The organism is Streptomyces sp. NPDC033174, from assembly GCF_055577795.1.
Genome location: NZ_JBVIPQ010000011.1, coordinates 152187 through 168543, shown reverse-complemented (window position 1 = coordinate 168543; position 16357 = coordinate 152187). Strand labels below are relative to the sequence as shown.

17 protein-coding genes are annotated in these 16357 nt (G+C 72.6%); 14 read left to right on the top strand and 3 right to left on the bottom strand.

Annotation, left to right across the window (positions count from 1 at the left end; translation table 11 throughout):
• The first annotated feature begins 11 nt into the window (after positions 1 to 11).
• The 12 genes from ACZ5VC_RS29820 (at position 12) to ACZ5VC_RS29765 (ending at position 12963) form a co-directional block, all read left to right on the top strand.
• Entirely contained in the window at positions 12 to 638 is a 627-nt protein-coding gene (locus ACZ5VC_RS29820) for an NUDIX domain-containing protein (RefSeq protein WP_469123091.1), read from the top strand.
• Between the two features lie 313 nt (positions 639 to 951).
• A complete protein-coding gene (locus ACZ5VC_RS29815; protein ID WP_469123090.1) occupies positions 952 to 3000 on the top strand; it encodes a tetratricopeptide repeat protein in 2049 nt (682 codons plus the stop codon).
• 146 nt (positions 3001 to 3146) lie between these two features.
• Positions 3147 to 4262, top strand: coding sequence for an alanine dehydrogenase (gene ald / locus ACZ5VC_RS29810; protein ID WP_469123089.1), 1116 nt, complete (start codon positions 3147 to 3149; stop codon positions 4260 to 4262).
• 529 nt (positions 4263 to 4791) lie between these two features.
• Entirely contained in the window at positions 4792 to 5817 is a 1026-nt protein-coding gene (locus tag ACZ5VC_RS29805; protein WP_468709684.1) for a ParA family protein, read from the top strand.
• The gene (locus tag ACZ5VC_RS29800; RefSeq protein ID WP_469123088.1) at positions 5802 to 6338 is read left to right on the top strand and encodes a hypothetical protein; all 537 of its coding nucleotides are present in this window, start codon (positions 5802 to 5804) and stop codon (positions 6336 to 6338) included. The genes ACZ5VC_RS29805 and ACZ5VC_RS29800 overlap by 16 nt, the downstream gene beginning before the upstream one ends.
• A gap of 50 nt (positions 6339 to 6388) precedes the next feature.
• Positions 6389 to 7531 (top strand): segregation and condensation protein A, encoded by a 1143-nt coding sequence (locus tag ACZ5VC_RS29795; protein ID WP_469123087.1) that lies wholly within the window; start codon positions 6389 to 6391, stop codon positions 7529 to 7531.
• Complete coding sequence (scpB, locus tag ACZ5VC_RS29790) at positions 7528 to 8133, top strand: SMC-Scp complex subunit ScpB (protein WP_469123086.1); 606 nt, start codon at positions 7528 to 7530, stop codon at positions 8131 to 8133. The genes ACZ5VC_RS29795 and scpB overlap by 4 nt, the downstream gene beginning before the upstream one ends.
• Positions 8133 to 9242, top strand: coding sequence for a pseudouridine synthase (locus tag ACZ5VC_RS29785; protein ID WP_469123085.1), 1110 nt, complete (start codon positions 8133 to 8135; stop codon positions 9240 to 9242). The genes scpB and ACZ5VC_RS29785 overlap by 1 nt, the downstream gene beginning before the upstream one ends.
• A gap of 129 nt (positions 9243 to 9371) precedes the next feature.
• Positions 9372 to 10448, top strand: a complete 1077-nt coding sequence (locus ACZ5VC_RS29780; protein WP_469123084.1) for an AAA family ATPase — start codon at positions 9372 to 9374, stop codon at positions 10446 to 10448.
• On the top strand, positions 10445 to 11188 hold the full coding sequence (locus ACZ5VC_RS29775; RefSeq protein ID WP_469123083.1) for an NUDIX hydrolase: 744 nt from the start codon (positions 10445 to 10447) through the stop codon (positions 11186 to 11188). The genes ACZ5VC_RS29780 and ACZ5VC_RS29775 overlap by 4 nt, the downstream gene beginning before the upstream one ends.
• Positions 11185 to 12207, top strand: coding sequence for an ADP-ribosylglycohydrolase family protein (locus tag ACZ5VC_RS29770; protein ID WP_469123082.1), 1023 nt, complete (start codon positions 11185 to 11187; stop codon positions 12205 to 12207). The genes ACZ5VC_RS29775 and ACZ5VC_RS29770 overlap by 4 nt, the downstream gene beginning before the upstream one ends.
• A gap of 3 nt (positions 12208 to 12210) precedes the next feature.
• Entirely contained in the window at positions 12211 to 12963 is a 753-nt protein-coding gene (locus tag ACZ5VC_RS29765; RefSeq protein ID WP_469123081.1) for a nucleotidyltransferase domain-containing protein, read from the top strand.
• Here ACZ5VC_RS29765 and ACZ5VC_RS29760 read toward each other — a convergent pair.
• From ACZ5VC_RS29760 to ACZ5VC_RS29750, 3 genes are all read right to left on the bottom strand, one after another.
• Complete coding sequence (locus ACZ5VC_RS29760; RefSeq protein ID WP_469123080.1) at positions 12895 to 13632, bottom strand: nucleotidyltransferase domain-containing protein; 738 nt, start codon at positions 13630 to 13632, stop codon at positions 12895 to 12897. The genes ACZ5VC_RS29765 and ACZ5VC_RS29760 overlap by 69 nt on opposite strands.
• Before the next feature lie 30 nt (positions 13633 to 13662).
• The gene (locus ACZ5VC_RS29755; protein ID WP_469123079.1) at positions 13663 to 14169 is read right to left on the bottom strand and encodes a Rieske (2Fe-2S) protein; all 507 of its coding nucleotides are present in this window, start codon (positions 14167 to 14169) and stop codon (positions 13663 to 13665) included.
• A gap of 96 nt (positions 14170 to 14265) precedes the next feature.
• Positions 14266 to 14601: a DUF952 domain-containing protein gene (locus tag ACZ5VC_RS29750; protein ID WP_469123078.1), complete on the bottom strand. Its 336-nt coding sequence runs from the start codon at positions 14599 to 14601 to the stop codon at positions 14266 to 14268.
• Between the two features lie 269 nt (positions 14602 to 14870).
• Between ACZ5VC_RS29750 and aroH the strand changes: the two genes are divergently transcribed.
• Together aroH and ACZ5VC_RS29740 are read left to right on the top strand one after the other, a co-directional pair.
• The gene (aroH, locus tag ACZ5VC_RS29745) at positions 14871 to 15233 is read left to right on the top strand and encodes a chorismate mutase (protein ID WP_468709664.1); all 363 of its coding nucleotides are present in this window, start codon (positions 14871 to 14873) and stop codon (positions 15231 to 15233) included.
• Positions 15230 to 16318, top strand: a complete 1089-nt coding sequence (locus ACZ5VC_RS29740; RefSeq protein WP_469123077.1) for a prephenate dehydrogenase — start codon at positions 15230 to 15232, stop codon at positions 16316 to 16318. Before aroH ends, ACZ5VC_RS29740 begins: the two co-directional genes overlap by 4 nt.
• Positions 16319 to 16357 lie beyond the last annotated feature (39 nt).

Below are 16357 nucleotides of genomic sequence, written 5' to 3'. Positions count from 1 at the left end.
AGGACGTCTTCATGACCATCAAGGACACGCCCGAGGAGTGGCGGGTCACCGCGACCGCGACTCCGTTCCGGGGGAACAAGACCAGTGTCCGGGCCGACGACGTCGTCATGCCCGACGGGTCGGTCGCGCGCCGCGACTACCAGGTCCACCCCGGCTCGGTGGGGGTCCTCGCGCTCGACGACGAGGGCCAGGTCCTGGTCCTGCGCCAGTACCGCCACCCGGTGCGGCAGAAGCTGTGGGAGATCCCGGCCGGCCTGCTGGACGTCCCCGGCGAGAACCCGCTGCACGCGGCCCAGCGCGAGCTGTACGAGGAGGCGCACGTCAAGGCGGAGGAGTGGAACGTCCTGACGGACGTCTACACGACGCCGGGCGGCTGCGACGAGGCCGTACGGATCTTCCTCGCGCGCGGTCTTTCGGCGGCGGAGGGCGAGCGCTTCGAGGTCGCCGAGGAGGAGGCGGACATGGAGCTGGCGCGGGTTCCGCTGGAGGAACTGGTGAAGGGCGCGCTGGCGGGAGAGCTCCACAACAACTGCCTGGTGGTGGGCGCCCTCGCGCTGACGGCCGCGCTGCACGGCCCGGGCCTCGACACCCTCCGCCCGGCGGAAGCGGAATGGCCGGCGAGGCCGTTCGAGGCGTAGGCGTAGGCGTAGGGGCGGGGGCGGGGGCGGTGGCTCGTCCCGGTGTCCCGTCCCCTCGCGAGGGGGACTCTCGGCGCCGCGGCCCGGCGGCTCCGGTGCGCCGGTCCGCGGCGGGGTCCCTCCTCCCCTCCGCGCCCTCCGAGCCCCGAGGCTCCACCCCAATGTGCTCGCGGTGTGACGATCCGCTGATCCGATCGGGGGACCCGTCGGTCGTGCTCCGCCGGGAACCGGAACCGGCCTGAACTACGCTCGGGATCACCCGTCCGGAGACCCGACGGGTTCGGCTCGTGCGCAGTGGACGGGAGCGTGGCCCGTGACGGATCAGGCGGTGGGCGTGGGCGGCGTCGGCCGGGAGCGCGCCCGGCGCGCGCCCGGTGGGCAGCCGACCGGGACACCGACACCCACGGACCGTCAGTTCTTCGGCAGACAGCGCGAGTTGAAGGCCCTGCGCGCCGACATCCAGCGCGCGGGACTGGACACCATCTCCGGCCGCAAAGCCCCTCGCGCGCGTGTGCTTCTCATCGCCGGACGCCCCGGCTCCGGCCGAACCGCGCTCGCCGAGGAGCTCGCCGCCTCGCTCGCCGAGGACTACCCCGACCGTGTTCTCCGGGCCCGGCTGACCGAGCCCGGGGGAGAGCGCGTCCCCACCGAGCGGACGGCCCGGGACCTCCTGGACACGCTCGGGATCCCCGCCCCGGCCGGCGCGGACGGCGACGAGCTGTCCGAGATGGTCCGGGAGGCCCTCGCCGTCCGCCGCGCGCTGCTGCTCCTCGACGACGCCCGCGACGCCGAGCAGGTCGACCCGCTGCTGCCGGACAACCCCGAGTGCCTGGTCGTCGCCGTCGCCCGGGGGCCGCTCACCGGCATCCCGGACGTCCGCCCCTGCACCCTCGGTGGGCTGGACACGAAGTCCGCGATCGAACTGCTCGAACGGTTCACCGGTTCCGTACGGATCACCGTCGACCCGCAGTCCGCCGAGACGCTGGCCGAGGTCTGCGGCGGCCAGCCCGCCGCGCTCGTCCTCGCCGGTGGCTGGCTCGCCGCCCGCCCCAAGGCGTCCGTCGCCGATCTGGCCAAGCGACTGCACGCCCTGCCCGGTGATCCGCTGTCCCGCGCCTTCCACATGGTGTACGAGTCCCTGTCGGGGCCCGCCGGCCGCCTGCTCCGGCTGCTGGCCCTCGCGCCGCTCGGTCTCGCCGACGCCCACACCGCGTCCGCGCTGGCCGGCTGCTCCGTCTCCGCCGCCCAGTCGACGCTCGACGACTTCGCCGCCGCCGGGCTGCTGCGGACCGGGGAGGACGGGGAGTACGAGGTGCCCGGCCATCTCGTCCCCCTGCTCCGCGCGCTCATGGAGGAGCGGGACCGGCCCGGGGAGCTGCAGCTCGCCCGGGCGCGGATGCTGGAGCGGACGGTCCGGCTCCTCCAGTCCTGCCGGGCGGTCACCGAGCCGGAGGGCTCGCTCGCCCGCCGCAAGCTCGCCGGACTGCCCCGCGCCCTGCGCTTCCCCTCTCCGCGGGCCGCCGCCGACTGGCTGCGGGCCCGGCAGCCCGTGCTGCTGGCCTGCGCCCGGCTGGCCGTCGCCGACGGAGAGCTCGACACGCTGGCCCGCCGACTGGTCGCCGCCCTGGTCAGAGCCCTGAGCGCACACCGGGGCGCCGAGGCCGCCGCCCCCGAGCTGTACGGACTGCACCAGCTGGTCCTCGGCGTCGCCGAGCGGCGCGGACTGCACCGTGAGCAGGCCGCCGCCCTGCTGAATCTCGCCGATCTGGACGCCGGAACCGGCCGGACCGAGTCCGCGCTGGCCCGCTACCGGGCGGCGCTGGACGCCGGAAGGGCGGCGAACGACCCGTACGCGATCGGCCGCGCGATGGAATCCGTAGGCGGTTCCTACCAGGAGCTGGGGGACTGGCAGCGGGCCGCCGACTGGTACGGGCGGGCGCTCTCCCACCGCCTCGCCCGGGACGAGCGGGCCGATCAGGCGCGGCTGTACGGGCGCCTCGGTGCGGTGCACAGCTACGCGGGGCGTTACGGCGAGGCGCTGCGGAACTGGCGAGCGGCCGCCGCGGGCTACCGGCGGCTCGCCGATCTGCCGGGCTACGCACGGGCGTTGAGCGAGGCCGCCCGGGTCCAGGAGTACGCCGGCCGGCCCGAGGAATCGCTGCGTACCTGCGAGGAAGCCGTCGAGTGGGCGCGGCGGGCCGAGGACGTACGGCTCCAGGCCGCGCTGCAGCTCAGGCTGGCCGACACCCTCGACCGGCTCGGAGACCCGGCCGCCGCCGGGCTGCACCGCGCCACGGCCGAACGTCTTCTGGGAACCGAGGACTCTGCCTACGAAATCCGCAGTGCTTTCGACGAAGATTAATGCTTTGCAAGGCTAGACAGAGGGAACTCCTTCATTAGACTGGGTGAGCCGCAACCGTTCGCGGTCTACCCCGGTGTGCCGTGGTGCGCCCGGGTATGTATGGCATTGCCCCAGTAATCCCCCTGAGCCAAGGACCGTGATCGACGATGAAGGTCGGCATCCCCCGCGAGGTCAAGAACAACGAGTTCCGGGTGGCCATCACCCCCGCTGGTGTGCACGAGCTCGTGCGCCACGGCCACCAGGTCTTCATCGAGCAGAACGCCGGTGTCGGCTCCTCGATCACGGACGACGAGTTCGTCTCCGCCGGCGCGCAGATCCTGCCGACCGCCGACGAGGTCTGGGCCACCGCCGACCTGCTGCTGAAGGTCAAGGAGCCCATCGCCGAGGAGTACCACCGCCTCCGCAAGGACCAGACGCTCTTCACCTACCTGCACCTCGCCGCGTCCCGCGAGTGCACGGACGCCCTGCTCGAGTCCGGCACCACCGCCATCGCGTACGAGACCGTCGAGACCGCGAACCGCGCGCTGCCGCTGCTCGCTCCGATGTCCGAGGTCGCGGGCCGCCTGGCCCCGCAGGTCGGCGCCTACCACCTGATGCGCTCGGTCGGCGGCCGCGGCGTGCTCCCCGGCGGCGTCCCCGGCACCCACGCCGGTGAGTGCGTCGTCATCGGCGGCGGCGTCTCCGGCTGGAACGCCACCCAGATCGCCGTCGGCATGGGCTTCCACGTCACCCTGCTCGACCGCGACATCAACAAGCTCCGCGAGGCCGACAAGATCTTCGGCACCAAGGTGAAGACGATCGTCTCCAACGCCTTCGAGCTGGAGAAGGCCGTGATCGAGGCCGACCTCGTCATCGGCGCCGTCCTCATCCCGGGCGCCAAGGCCCCGAAGCTGGTCACCAACGAGCTCGTCGCCAAGATGAAGCCCGGAAGTGTCCTTGTCGACATCGCGATCGACCAGGGCGGCTGCTTCGAGGACTCGCACCCGACCACGCACGCCGAGCCGACCTTCCAGGTCCACAACTCGGTCTTCTACTGCGTCGCCAACATGCCGGGCGCGGTCCCGAACACCTCCACCTACGCGCTGACCAACGCCACGCTGCCCTACATCGTGTCGTTGGCCAACAACGGCTGGGTCGAGGCGCTGCGCCGCGACTCCGCGCTCGCCCTGGGCCTCAACACCCATGACGGCAAGGTGGTTTACAAGGAGGTCGCCGAGGCGCACGGCCTCGAGCACCTGGAGCTCAGCAGCCTGCTCGGCTGACCTCGGGCGGCGTGCCGTCAATACGCGCCGTCAACCTCACGCATGCGGCCGGACCTTGTCGACAAAGGTCCGGCCGCATGTGTGTCCGGCCACTTTGTGACCCTCGTTCAACTCGCCTCGAACGTAACCCTTTAACCGTTTCGCACACCCCCGAAACGTGGCGATGCACAGCCGTGCACCCTTGACATCACGGTGTTCCGTTGCCGACACATCGGGCCGGGTCCGGCGGATTGTGTTGCTGCGGAGCGGTGACACGCCATAGAGTCGCCAACCGTCGGCATGGTGCCACGCTGACGAATCGATAAGTTTCCTGGTCACATCCAAGGAGGTAAGACGACTTGTGAATGAGTCGACATTTACTCCCGGAGGTGGTCAACCAGGAACTCCCCGCCGACGCCCGGGGGGCGTGGGGGAGGTGCCCCCAGCGAGGGGCCTGGTCCCGTCACCGGGGCAGTCCGGGCTCGAGGCTGTCGGCTCCGTCGCTGTCCGAACCTTCGCGACCAACCAGCACACGACGACAGCCCACACGATGAAGATGATGGACGGCCTACACGTGAACGCCACGGCCGGCAACGAGAGTGGCCGAGAGTCCACCCACTTCGCCGCCTACGACGAGGTGCCCGAGGGGCACTTCTACGACCCTGACGCCGAGTACGAGCCCGACCCCGAGTACGCGGCCACCCTCGCACCCGACGCTGCCCGCCAGCGCCGCGAGCGGATCGGCCCCACGGGACGTCCCCTGCCGTACTTCCCGATCCCGGGCCCGCTGGCAGAGCACGGACCCGCGACGATCATCGCGATGTGCAACCAGAAGGGCGGCGTCGGCAAGACGACGTCGACCATCAACCTGGGCGCCGCGCTCGCCGAGTACGGACGGCGGGTGCTGCTCGTCGACTTCGACCCGCAGGGCGCCCTGTCCGTCGGACTCGGCGTGAACCCGATGGAGCTCGACCTCACCGTCTACAACCTGCTCATGGAGCGGGGCATGTCGGCGGACGAGGTGCTGCTGAAGACCGCCGTGCCCAACATGGACCTGCTGCCGAGCAATATCGACCTCTCGGCCGCGGAAGTGCAGTTGGTGAGCGAGGTCGCGCGCGAGTCGACGCTCCAGCGGGCCCTGAAGCCGCTGATGCAGGACTACGACTACATCGTGATCGACTGTCAGCCCTCGCTCGGTCTGCTGACCGTGAACGCGCTGACGGCGGCTCACAAGGTGATCGTGCCGCTCGAGTGCGAGTTCTTCGCGCTGCGCGGTGTGGCCCTGCTGACGGAGACCATCGAGAAGGTCCAGGAGCGGCTCAACCCCGACCTGGAGCTCGACGGCATCCTCGCCACGATGTACGACTCGCGGACCGTGCACAGCCGTGAGGTCCTGGCGCGTGTCGTCGAGGCCTTCGACGACCACGTCTACCACACGGTGATCGGGCGGACCGTGCGCTTCCCGGAGACCACGGTCGCCGGTGAGCCCATCACCACGTACGCCTCCAACTCCGTCGGCGCCGCCGCCTACCGCCAGCTCGCCAGGGAGGTGCTCGCCCGGTGTCACGCCGAGTGAGTCTGCCCGGGGCCGACGAGCTGTTCCGTACGACCGGGGGCATGGCGCTGCAGGCGTCGTCACCGCGGCGGGGCGCCAACGGGGAGCCACGGGTGCCGGCGCCTGCGGGGGAGAGCGACACGGAGGCGGCTCCGACGCCGCCCCCGTCCTCGCCCGCCCCGTCGTCGCAGGAGCACTCGGCCGCCGACGCGGAGAACGCGGAGCCGCGGTCCCGTACGCAGGAGGCGGCCGAGGCGCCCCGCGCGCCCCGGCGCTCGGGCGACGACGCCGCCGCGCGGCGGCGGGCCCGGGCGGCGAACCGGCGGCCCAGCGGACGCGAGCGTCACGACGAGAAGATCACGGTCTATGTCTCCGCCGAGGAGCTGATGGACCTGGAGCACGCCCGCCTGGTGCTCCGCGGGGAGCACGGCCTGGCGGTCGACCGCGGCCGGATCGTCCGTGAGGCGGTCGCGGTGGTCCTCGCGGACCTGGAGTCCCGGGGCGACGCGAGCATCCTCGTGCGGCGCCTGCGCGGACGCTGAGGGTAGCCTGCGGGCCTGCCTGCCGCTCCCCAGCTCCTCCCTGGACCACGATGCCCCCGACGGACGACCCCTCCGCCCCCGCCTCCCGCCGCCGCACCCTGGGCCGGGGCCCGGGGGCCGGCCCGTCGGCGTCCGCGTCGCCCTCGCCCGTGGAACCGGCCGCCGCGCCCCGGGAACCCGTGCGAGACGGCGCCGAGGCGCCCGCGGCCGAGGCGCCGTCGGCCCAGGCGGCCCCGGCCCCGGCGGGGGCCCGCGCGCCCGCGCCGCCGCCCGCGCCGGTCGCGGAGGCCGTCGTGCCGCAGGAGCCCGCCCTGGTCGGGGCCCCGGCCCCCGCCGAGCCCCCGACCCCCGCGTCCGCCGAGGCCCCCGCCCCCGAAGAGCGGGAGCAGCCCCCCGGCGACGGGCGCTTCACCGTGCGGCTGGTGAACTTCGAGGGGCCCTTCGATCTGCTCCTGCAGCTCATCTCCAAGCACAAGCTCGACGTGACCGAGGTCGCCCTCTCCAAGGTGACCGACGAGTTCATGGCCCACATCCGGGCCATGGGACCCGACTGGGACCTCGACCAGACCACCGAGTTCCTCGTCGTCGCCGCGACCCTGCTCGACCTCAAGGCCGCCCGGCTGCTGCCCGCCGCCGAAGTGGAGGACGAGGCCGACCTCGCGCTGCTGGAGGCGCGGGACCTGCTCTTCGCCCGTCTCCTCCAGTACCGCGCGTACAAGCAGATCGCCGCGATCTTCGGCGACCGCTGGGAGGCAGAGGGGAGGCGCTACCCCCGGACCGTCGGCCTCGAGCCCCATCACGCCGAGCTGCTCCCCGAGGTCGTCATCAGCATCGGCGCGGAGGGATTCGCCCGGCTCGCCGTCAAGGCCATGCAGCCGAGGGCCGAACCGCAGGTGTACGTGGACCACATCCACGCGCCGCTGGTCAGCGTTCAGGAGCAGGCCGCCGTGGTGGTCGCGCGGCTGCGGGAGCGCGGGGCCGTGAGCTTCCAGGAGCTCACGGAGGACGCCGGGGACACCCTCACCGTCGTCGCCCGCTTCCTCGCCCTGCTGGAGCTCTACCGCGACAAGGCCGTCACCCTCGACCAGGACGACGCCCTGGGCGAGCTGACCGTCACCTGGACCGGCGGGGAGAACGTGACCGTCACCGATGAATTCGACCGCGCACCCGAGACCCCGGAGGAGAAGCCATGAGTGAGCTCAAGCCCGCCCTCGAAGCCGTCCTCATGGTCGTCGACGAGCCCGCCACCGAGGAGCACCTCGCCAAGGTCCTGGAGCGGACGAGGCGGGAGGTGGCCGACGCCCTGCGCGAGCTCGCCGACGAGTACGCCCTCCAGGGGCGCGGCTTCGAGCTGCGTCTCGTCGCCGACGGCTGGCGCTACTACACCCGCCCCGAGCACGCCGACGCGGTCGAGCGCTTCGTGCTCGACGGCCAGCAGGCGCGGCTCACGCAGGCCGCTCTGGAGACTCTCGCGGTCGTCGCCTACCGCCAGCCGGTCAGCCGTTCGCGGGTGTCGGCGGTGCGCGGAGTGAACTGTGACGGCGTCATGCGCACCCTCCTCCAGCGCGGTCTGGTCGAGGAGGCGGGCGCGGAACCCGAAACAGGTGCGATCCTGTACAGGACGACGAACTACTTTCTGGAGCGGATGGGCCTGCGAGGCCTGGACGAGCTCCCGGAGCTCGCGCCCTTCCTCCCCGAGGCGGAGGCGATCGAGGCCGAGACCCAGGAAGGGGTCCCGTCGTTCGATCCGGATGCACCGGATTCCGAGGACGCAGACGACAAGACGGAAATTTGATGCGAAGCAGCAGCGGCAGGAACAGCAGCGGAAACAACGGCGGGAGCCGTGGTGGCAACAGCGGCGGCCGCGGCAGCAGCGGCGGGCGCGGCGGCAAGCCGGGCGCCGGCGGTGGGCGCGACGACAGGCAGAAGCGGGCGGGCAAGCCCCGCCCGGAGGAGCGCCGCTACGACGTGAGCGGCCCCTCCGAGGCGCCGAAGAAGGGGCGCGGCAGCGCCGCCCGCGGTGGCGCGAAGGGTGGCCCCAAGCAGTCCCCGCAGCAGAGCGGGCGCCGTACGGCGCCCGCGCGCTCCCGGGAGTACGACGCCCGTACGGAGGAGCGCAACCGGGAGCGGTACGCGAACAAGCCGGAGATCAAGACCCCGAAGACCTTCCCGGGCGCCGAGCAGGAGGGTGAGCGGCTTCAGAAGATCCTCGCCCGGGCCGGCATGGGCTCGCGCCGCGCGTGCGAGGAGCTCATCGAGCAGGCCCGCGTCGAGGTCAACGGCCAGATCGTCACCGAGCAGGGGCTGCGCGTCGACCCCGAGAAGGACGAGATCAAGGTGGACGGCCTGACCGTCGCCACCCAGTCGTACCTCTTCTTCGCGCTGAACAAGCCGGCCGGTGTGGTCTCCACCATGGAGGACCCGGACGGCCGCCAGTGCCTCGGCGACTACGTCACCAACCGTGAGACGCGGCTCTTCCACGTCGGCCGGCTGGACACGGAGACCGAGGGCATCATCCTGCTCACCAACCACGGAGAGCTGGCCCACCGCCTCACGCACCCCAAGTACGGCGTCAAGAAGACCTACCTCGCCGCCATCCAGGGCCCGCTCCCGCGTGACCTCGGCAAGCAGCTGAAGAACGGCATCCCGCTGGAGGACGGCTACGCCCGCGCCGACCACTTCCGGGTCGTCGAGAACACCGGCAAGAACTACCTGGTCGAGGTCTCCCTGCACGAGGGCCGCAAGCACATCGTGCGCCGGATGCTCGCCGAGGCGGGCTTCCCGGTCGACAAGCTCGTGCGGACGGCCTTCGGCCCGATCGGCCTCGGCGACCAGAAGTCGGGCTGGCTGCGCCGCCTGACCAACACCGAGGTCGGCATGCTGATGAAGGAAGTCGGTCTCTAGAGACTTCGGGACACTTCCCGGCAGACCCGTACGAAAAGCCCGCAGCCCGTCCAGGCTGCGGGCTTTTCGCGCTTGTCGGGGCTCCCGCCGGACCTTTATAGTCAAAGTGACTATAAAGGTGGTGGTGAGATGAAGCGGTACGCGCACGGGCTCGTGCCCGGCAGGTTCTGCCCGCCGCACGCCGGCCACCACCACCTCGTACGGACCGCCGCCGACCGCTGCGAGCGGCTCACCGTGCTCGTCTGCGGCTTCTCCGCGGCCCTGCCGCTCGACGACCGGATCGCCTGGATGCGCGAGGTGCACCCCGGCGTGCAGGTCGTCGGCGCCCTCGACGACGCCCCCGTCGATCCGCACGCCCCCGGGGTTTGGGAGGCCCGGCTGCCTGCCGTCCTCGCCGCCGTACCCGAGCCCGTCGACGCCGTGTTCACCTCGGAGGCGTACGGGGAGGAGCTCGGCCGCCGCCTCGGCGCCGAGCCGGTCCGTGTCGACCCGGGCCACACGGTCTTCCCCGTGTCGGGCAGGGCCGTCCGCAAGGACCCCGTCGGCTGCTGGGACTTCCTGGAGCCGCCCGTGCGGGCCGCGCTCGCCCGGCGGGTCGTGGTGCTCGGCGCCGAGTCGACCGGCACCACCACCATGGCGTGGGCACTCGCCGAGCACTACCGGCGGCGCGGCGGCGTCTGGACGCGCACCCGCTTCGTCCCCGACCACTTGCAGGCGTTCGCCGAGCAGAAGCTGGCCGCTCTGCGGACCGGACGTCCCGAGGCCGGCCCGGCGGATGTGGCCTTCACCTCCGAGGAGTTCCTCCTCGTCGCCCAGCGGCAGAGCGAACTGGAGGAGGAGGCCGCCCGGGCGGGCTCCCCCGTGGTCTTCTGCGACACCGACGCCTTCACCACCGGCATCCGGCACGAGCGGTACCTCGGCACGGCCGACGACGACGTCCGCCGGGTCGCCGCCCGCGGCACCCGGCACCTGTGGCTGCTCACCGACCACCGGGGCGTCCGCGCCGCCGGCGGGGTCACGCCCGACGGGGGCCGGCTGCGGCCCTGGATGACCGCACGGTTCATGGCCCGGCTCACCCGTACCGGACGCCGCACTGTCCTGCTCACCGGCCCCCACGAGCAGCGCCTCGCCACCGCCGTCGCCGCCGTGGACGCCCTCCTCGCCGAGGGCTGGGACCTCGAGGACACCCCGCCGGAGACGCGATGACCGCCCCGGGGGGACGGGCCCCCGAAGGCTACGACCCGTACGCCTTCGAGCCCTTCGCCGTCACCGTCGACCTCGCCGTCCTCACCGTCCGCGAGGAGCGGCTGCACGTCCTGCTCGTCGAACGCGGCCAGGAGCCCTACAAGGGCGCCTGGGCGCTTCCCGGCGGCTTCGTCCTGCCTCGGGAGTCCGCCGGGCAGGCCGCCCGGCGCGAACTGGCCGAGGAGACCGGCCTGTCCGCGGACACCGTCGCCTCCCTCCACCTGGAGCAGCTGCGCACCTACAGCGCGCCGGACCGGGACCCGAGGATGCGGGTGGTGTCCGTCGCGTACACCGCGCTCGTACCGGACCTTCCCGAGCCGCGCGGCGGCAGCGACGCCGCCCGTGCCCGCTGGACGCCGTACGGCGCGCAGGGGCGGCTCGCCTTCGACCACGACCGGATCCTCGCCGACGCCCACGAGCGCGTCGGCGCCAAGCTCGAGTACACGTGCCTCGCCACCGCCTTCTGCCCGCCCGAGTTCACCCTCGGCGAGCTGCGGCAGGTGTACGAGACGGTCTGGGGCGTCGAGCTCGACCGCCCCAATTTCCGGCGCAAGGTCCTCGCCACGCCCGGCTTCGTCCAGGCCGTGGAAGGACCGCCGCGCCTCACCGGCGGACGGGGGAAACCGGCCGCTCTCTACCGGGCGGGTGCGGCGACGGCGCTGCACCCGCCACTTCTGCGACCGGAAGGACGTTCCACGTGATCGCCGCACGCACCATCACCAAGCAGGCCGCGACGGGTTCACTCGTCGGCCTCGCCCTCGGGGACGCGCTGGGCTTCCCCACCGAGTTCAACGACGTCCCCTCGATCCTCGCCAAGTGCGGGCCGTGGCGGGAGATGCGGCTGCCGAAGCCGGCGATCGTCACCGACGACACCCAGATGACGCTCGCCCTGGCGCGCGGCATAAGGACCGCGATGGACCGGGGCGTGCTCGCTCCGCTGCGGCTGATCCGTCCGGTACGGGACGAGTTCGTCTCCTGGTACCACTCGCCGGAGAACAACCGCGCGCCCGGCCGCACCTGCATGGTCGCCTGCCGTCTGCTGGACAGCGACCGGCCCTGGCAGGAGGCGAGCCAGATCGGCTCCAAGGGCTGCGGCGCCAACATGCGGGTCGCCCCCGTCGGGCTCGTACCGGGACTGAGCGAGGAACAGCGCGCGGGCGCGGCCCAGTTGCAGTCCGCCCTCACCCACGGGCATCCCACCGCGCTGGCCGCCTCCGACCTGACGGCACGGGCGGTGTTCCTGCTCGCGCGGGGGGCCGAGCCGCTGGGACTCGTCGGCCAGCTGCGCTCCTACGCGTACGAGAACCGCTCCCGCTACCACCACAAGTGGCTCGGTGACCTGTGGACCTACTCCCACGACGCGACGCCCACCGCCTTCATCGAGCGCGGCTGGGACGACTGCCTCGCGGCCCTCGAAGTCCTCGCCTCCGCACTCGGCACGGCGAGCCCGGAGGTCGACCCCTGCCTGCTCACCGGTGACGGCTGGATCGCCGAGGAGGCGCTCACCACGGCACTGCTCTGCTTCCTGCTCTTCCCCGAGGAGCCGGTGACGGCGCTGCGCCGGGCCGCCTGCACCAGGGGCGACTCGGACTCGATCGCCTGCCTGGCGGGCGCGTTCGCCGGGGCGCACCTGGGGGCGGGGGCCTGGCCCAAGGAATGGGCCGAGCGGATCGAGTACCGCAGCGAGCTGCTGACCCTGGGAGCCCTCTGGGACGCTTGATCCATGACGACCGCACCGCTCGACCTCGACCTGGCCGCCGTGGTGGCCGAACAGCCCGACCCCCTGCTGTTCGCCACCGTCTCCGGGGCACATCTCTACGGATTTCCCTCCCGCGACTCGGACGTGGACCTGCGGGGGGTCCATCTGCTGCCGGTGTCCGGCCTGATAGGGCTGCGCGAGCCGGAGGAGACCCGGTCCCGGATGTGGGACCGGGACGGCGTCGAGATGGATCTGGTCACACACGATCTGCGCAAGTTCGTCCGGCTGATGCTGCGGCGCAACGGCTACGTACTGGAGCAGCTGCTCTCCCCGCTGGTGGCCCACACGTCGGACGCGCACGCCGAGCTGGTCTCCCACGTACCCGGTGTGGTGACCGTGCACCACGCCCACCACTACCGGGGGTTCGCCGCGACACAATGGCGGCTCTTCGAGAAGACCGGCGAGCTCAAGCCGCTGCTCTACACCTACCGGGCCCTGCTCACCGGCATCCATCTGATGCGCTCCGGTGAGGTCGTCGCCCATCTCCCCACCCTGGTCGGGGAGGTGGCCGCTCCCGCGTATCTTCCGGAACTCGTCGAGCTCAAGGCCGAGGCCGAGCACGGGAGGGCCGAGGTGGACCAGGACACCGTGCGGGCCGACGTGGAGGCCCTGCACCGGGTCCTCGACGAGGCGCAGGGCGCGTCCGGGCTAGCGGACGCCCCCGGCGCGCACGACGCCCTCCACGACTTCGTCGTACGGGTCCGCCTCGCGGGCTGAGGCGCGGCGCGTACGCGTCAGGAAGTCCTCCACCCGCGCCCGGTCCGGTTCGGGCGGCAGCGGTGTCCTCAGGGCCGCCTCGTCCCCCTCGGCGGCCAGCCGTGTCATCCAGGACTCGACCTCCGGCCACGACACCTCGCCGCGCTTGACCGCGAGCAGCCGCTCGCGGTCCTCGCCCACCTCGATGACCAGCTCGCCCGTGCGCAGCAGATCGCGGCAGGAGACGAGCAGCCGCAGCAGATGCATGGCGTGCTTCCACCGGGGCGCGCCGTACCGGAGGACGTCCGCGTCCAGCTTCTTGCGCTGGCCCAGGGCGTAGCGGACGAACGTCGTGTGGGCCTGCCGGGAGAGGAACGCGTCACGCAGCGCCAGCAGCTCGCGGCCGGTGTCGTCGACGCGCTCGACGGTGGGGGAGTGCAGACACTCCAGTACGTTCGGATTGGCGCGCAGGGCCAGTTCGCAGAAGCGCTCCAGCTCCCAGCTGAACTGCTCCTCCGCGGGGCCGTCGACATGGGTCGGCGGCTTCTCGAAGCGCCAGAAGAGCGGCGTCGGCGCGAGGAACACCCCACGGCGGTCGGTGTCACTGCCGTCAGTGGCCAGACCGAAGGCGCGCGACCCCATGACACAGGAGTAGATCGTGTGGTCGCGCACCAGCTCTTCCGGAGTCATGGGCGTGAGATTACGTCAGCCCCACCGGCGTCAGGTCAGTCGAATGGTGTCCCCGGAGACGGTGATCTGACGGGGCGGCAGGGGCCGGCGTGCCGGACCCTGCACGACCTCGGCGTCGGCGATGGCGAACTTGCTGCCGTGGCAGGGGCAGTCGATGGTGCCGTCGGCCACCTTGCCGACCGTGCAGCCCTGGTGGGTGCAGATCGCGGAGAAGGCCTTGAACTGTCCGGCCTCGGGCTGGGTCACGACGACTTTCTGGTCCGCGAAGACCGTGCCGCCGCCCACCGGGATGTCGGAGGTCTTGGCGAGCACGTCGCCGGCGCCCGGGGACGACGCGCCGGGGGACGGTTCCGACGGGGAAGGGGCGGGCGGGCTCACCGCGGGCGGAACCGCGGACCCGGCGGTGGTCGCGGGCGGCGTGGGCGTGGCGGTCTTGGCGCCCCCGTCGTCGCCCGAGTCGCAGCCCGTGGCCAGTGCGGCGACGGAACCCGCACCGGCCAGCAGAACGGTACGGCGGGGCGTGGCATCAGCAGTCATGCCGTACAGCTTGGCGCGGCGTGGCCCCCACGCCCCCGCGACACGGGCGCGCGCGACCCCTAATGGACCTGACGCGGGCACGGAGACGGACTCTCCCTAGATCCAGGGCACGAGCTCGCTCGCACGGCCGTCCGCGTCCCGGCGGACCTCCAGCACGCCGGTCACGGCCTCCCGTTCGATCGGCCCGTACACATGCGGGTAGATCATGTCCTCGGAGCCCTCCCAGCGCACCTCGGAGCCCAGCAGCGCCTCGTCGATGACGAGTACCAGCAGCGGCCCGGGAACCTCCCGGTAGTGGGCGTCGGCGATGGCCAGGGCCGACGCCCCGTCCGGTGAGCAGTGCACGAAGCCCTCGGAGGAGAGGGAGGCGGGGCCGTACGGACGCCCGGCGTCCGCGGCCCACTCGTCCAGGGGCACGACATGAAGCAGCATCCGACAGTTCTAGCGCAGAGCCGGCCGCCGCGTTCGGGCCGAGTAGCGCCTCGGGCGGGTCCGGGTGAGATTGACCCTGTCCCGTACCGGACGGAACTCGGGATCGAGCAGGACCGGGACGGACGTCATCTCCGGGCAGCGGGTGCCCCGAGCCCCGCGCCCGCCCGGCCGTGGCGGGCCCGTGTCTCGGAGGGCGGTCGCGGCGCGTGCGTGTCCGGCCGGCTGACTAGGCTGAAGCCGCAGCACTCGCACAGGTGAAGGAGTACGTCGTGGCGGTACGAGCGGTCCGGGGAGCCGTCCAGCTGGAGCGGGACGACGCCGTACACATGCATGAGCAGGTCGGCGAGCTGCTCACCGCCGTGCTGGAGCGCAACGGGCTCACCGCGGAGGACCTGATCAGCGTCTGGTTCACGGCCACGCCCGATCTCCACAGCGACTTCCCCGCCGCGGTGGCGCGCAAGCTGGGCATCGTCGACGTACCCCTGATCTGCGCCCAGGAGCTCGACATCGACGGAGCCATGCCCCGCGTCGTCCGGCTCCTCGCGCACATCGAGTCCGACCTGCCGAAGTCCCGCATCGCGCACGTCTACCTCGGCGCCGCGGCCGCCCTGCGCAAGGACATCGCCCAGTGAGGACCGCCGTCGTCATCGGGACGGGCCTCATCGGCACCTCGGCGGCCCTGGCCCTCGCCGGCCGCGGCGTCACCGTCCACCTCGTCGACCACGACCCCGCCAGGGCCCGCACCGCCGCCGCGCTGGGCGCCGGGACGGACGAGGCGCCCGAGGGCCGCGTCGACCTGGCCATCGTCGCCGTACCCCCGGCGCACGTCGCCGGCGCGCTCGCCGAGGCGATGCGCGGCGGGATCGCCCGCGGCTACCTCGACGTCGCCAGCGTCAAGGGCGGACCGAAGCGGGAACTGGAACAGCTGGGTCTCGACCTCGGCTCGTACATCGGCACGCACCCGATGTCCGGCAAGGAGCGCTCCGGCCCGCTGGCCGCCACGGCCGACCTCTTCGAGGGCCGTCCCTGGGTGCTGACACCCACCCGCGACACCGACACCGAGGTACTGAACCTCGCCCTGGAACTCGTCGCGCTGTGCCGCGCCGTCCCCGTCGTCATGGACGCGGACGCCCACGACCGGGCGGTCGCCCTCGTCTCGCACACCCCGCAGTTGATCTCCTCGATGGTCGCGGCACGCCTGGAGGACGCGGACGAGACCGCCGTACGCCTCTGCGGGCAGGGCATCCGCGACGTCACCCGGATCGCGGCGTCCGACCCCCGGATGTGGATCGACATCCTGGCGGCCAACCCGGGGCCGGTGGCGGACGTGCTGGCCGGCGTCGCGGCCGACCTCGACGAGACGGTCCAGGCGCTGCGGGCCCTGCAGTCCTCCGACGAGGAGAAGCGCCGCGAGGGTGCCACGGGCGTCGAGGACGTCCTGCGCCGCGGCAACGCGGGCCGCGAACGGGTCCCGGGAAAGCACGGCGCCGCGCCGGCCACCTACGAGATCGTCGCGGTGCTGATCAGCGACCAGCCGGGCGAGCTGGCCCGTATCTTCGCGGACGCGGGCCGGGCGGGCGTCAACATCGAGGACGTCCGCATCGAGCACGCCACCGGCCAGCAGGCGGGTCTGGTCCAGCTGATGGTGGAACCCACGGCGGCGCCGAAGCTGAGCGCGGCCCTGAGGGAACGGGGCTGGGCGCTGCGGGCGGGCTGACAGGCCCCCGGGGGGTGGCGGACGGGCCCCCGGCGGCCT

Excerpts from the sequence above, each read along its gene's own strand:
- ACZ5VC_RS29785 (WP_469123085.1), top strand. The coding sequence starts at position 8,133 with ATGCGAAGCAGCAGCGGCAGGAACAGCAGCGGAAACAACGGCGGGAGC.
- ACZ5VC_RS29795 (WP_469123087.1), top strand. The coding sequence starts at position 6,389 with ATGCCCCCGACGGACGACCCCTCCGCCCCCGCCTCCCGCCGCCGCACC.
- ACZ5VC_RS29775 (WP_469123083.1), top strand. The coding sequence starts at position 10,445 with ATGACCGCCCCGGGGGGACGGGCCCCCGAAGGCTACGACCCGTACGCC.
- ACZ5VC_RS29765 (WP_469123081.1), top strand. The coding sequence starts at position 12,211 with ATGACGACCGCACCGCTCGACCTCGACCTGGCCGCCGTGGTGGCCGAA.
- ACZ5VC_RS29755 (WP_469123079.1), bottom strand. The coding sequence starts at position 14,169 with ATGACTGCTGATGCCACGCCCCGCCGTACCGTTCTGCTGGCCGGTGCG.
- ACZ5VC_RS29820 (WP_469123091.1), top strand. The coding sequence starts at position 12 with ATGACCATCAAGGACACGCCCGAGGAGTGGCGGGTCACCGCGACCGCG.
- ACZ5VC_RS29750 (WP_469123078.1), bottom strand. The coding sequence starts at position 14,601 with ATGCTGCTTCATGTCGTGCCCCTGGACGAGTGGGCCGCGGACGCCGGG.
- ald (WP_469123089.1), top strand. The coding sequence starts at position 3,147 with ATGAAGGTCGGCATCCCCCGCGAGGTCAAGAACAACGAGTTCCGGGTG.
- ACZ5VC_RS29760 (WP_469123080.1), bottom strand. The coding sequence starts at position 13,632 with ATGACTCCGGAAGAGCTGGTGCGCGACCACACGATCTACTCCTGTGTC.
- scpB (WP_469123086.1), top strand. The coding sequence starts at position 7,528 with ATGAGTGAGCTCAAGCCCGCCCTCGAAGCCGTCCTCATGGTCGTCGAC.
- ACZ5VC_RS29805 (WP_468709684.1), top strand. The coding sequence starts at position 4,792 with ATGAAGATGATGGACGGCCTACACGTGAACGCCACGGCCGGCAACGAG.
- ACZ5VC_RS29780 (WP_469123084.1), top strand. The coding sequence starts at position 9,372 with ATGAAGCGGTACGCGCACGGGCTCGTGCCCGGCAGGTTCTGCCCGCCG.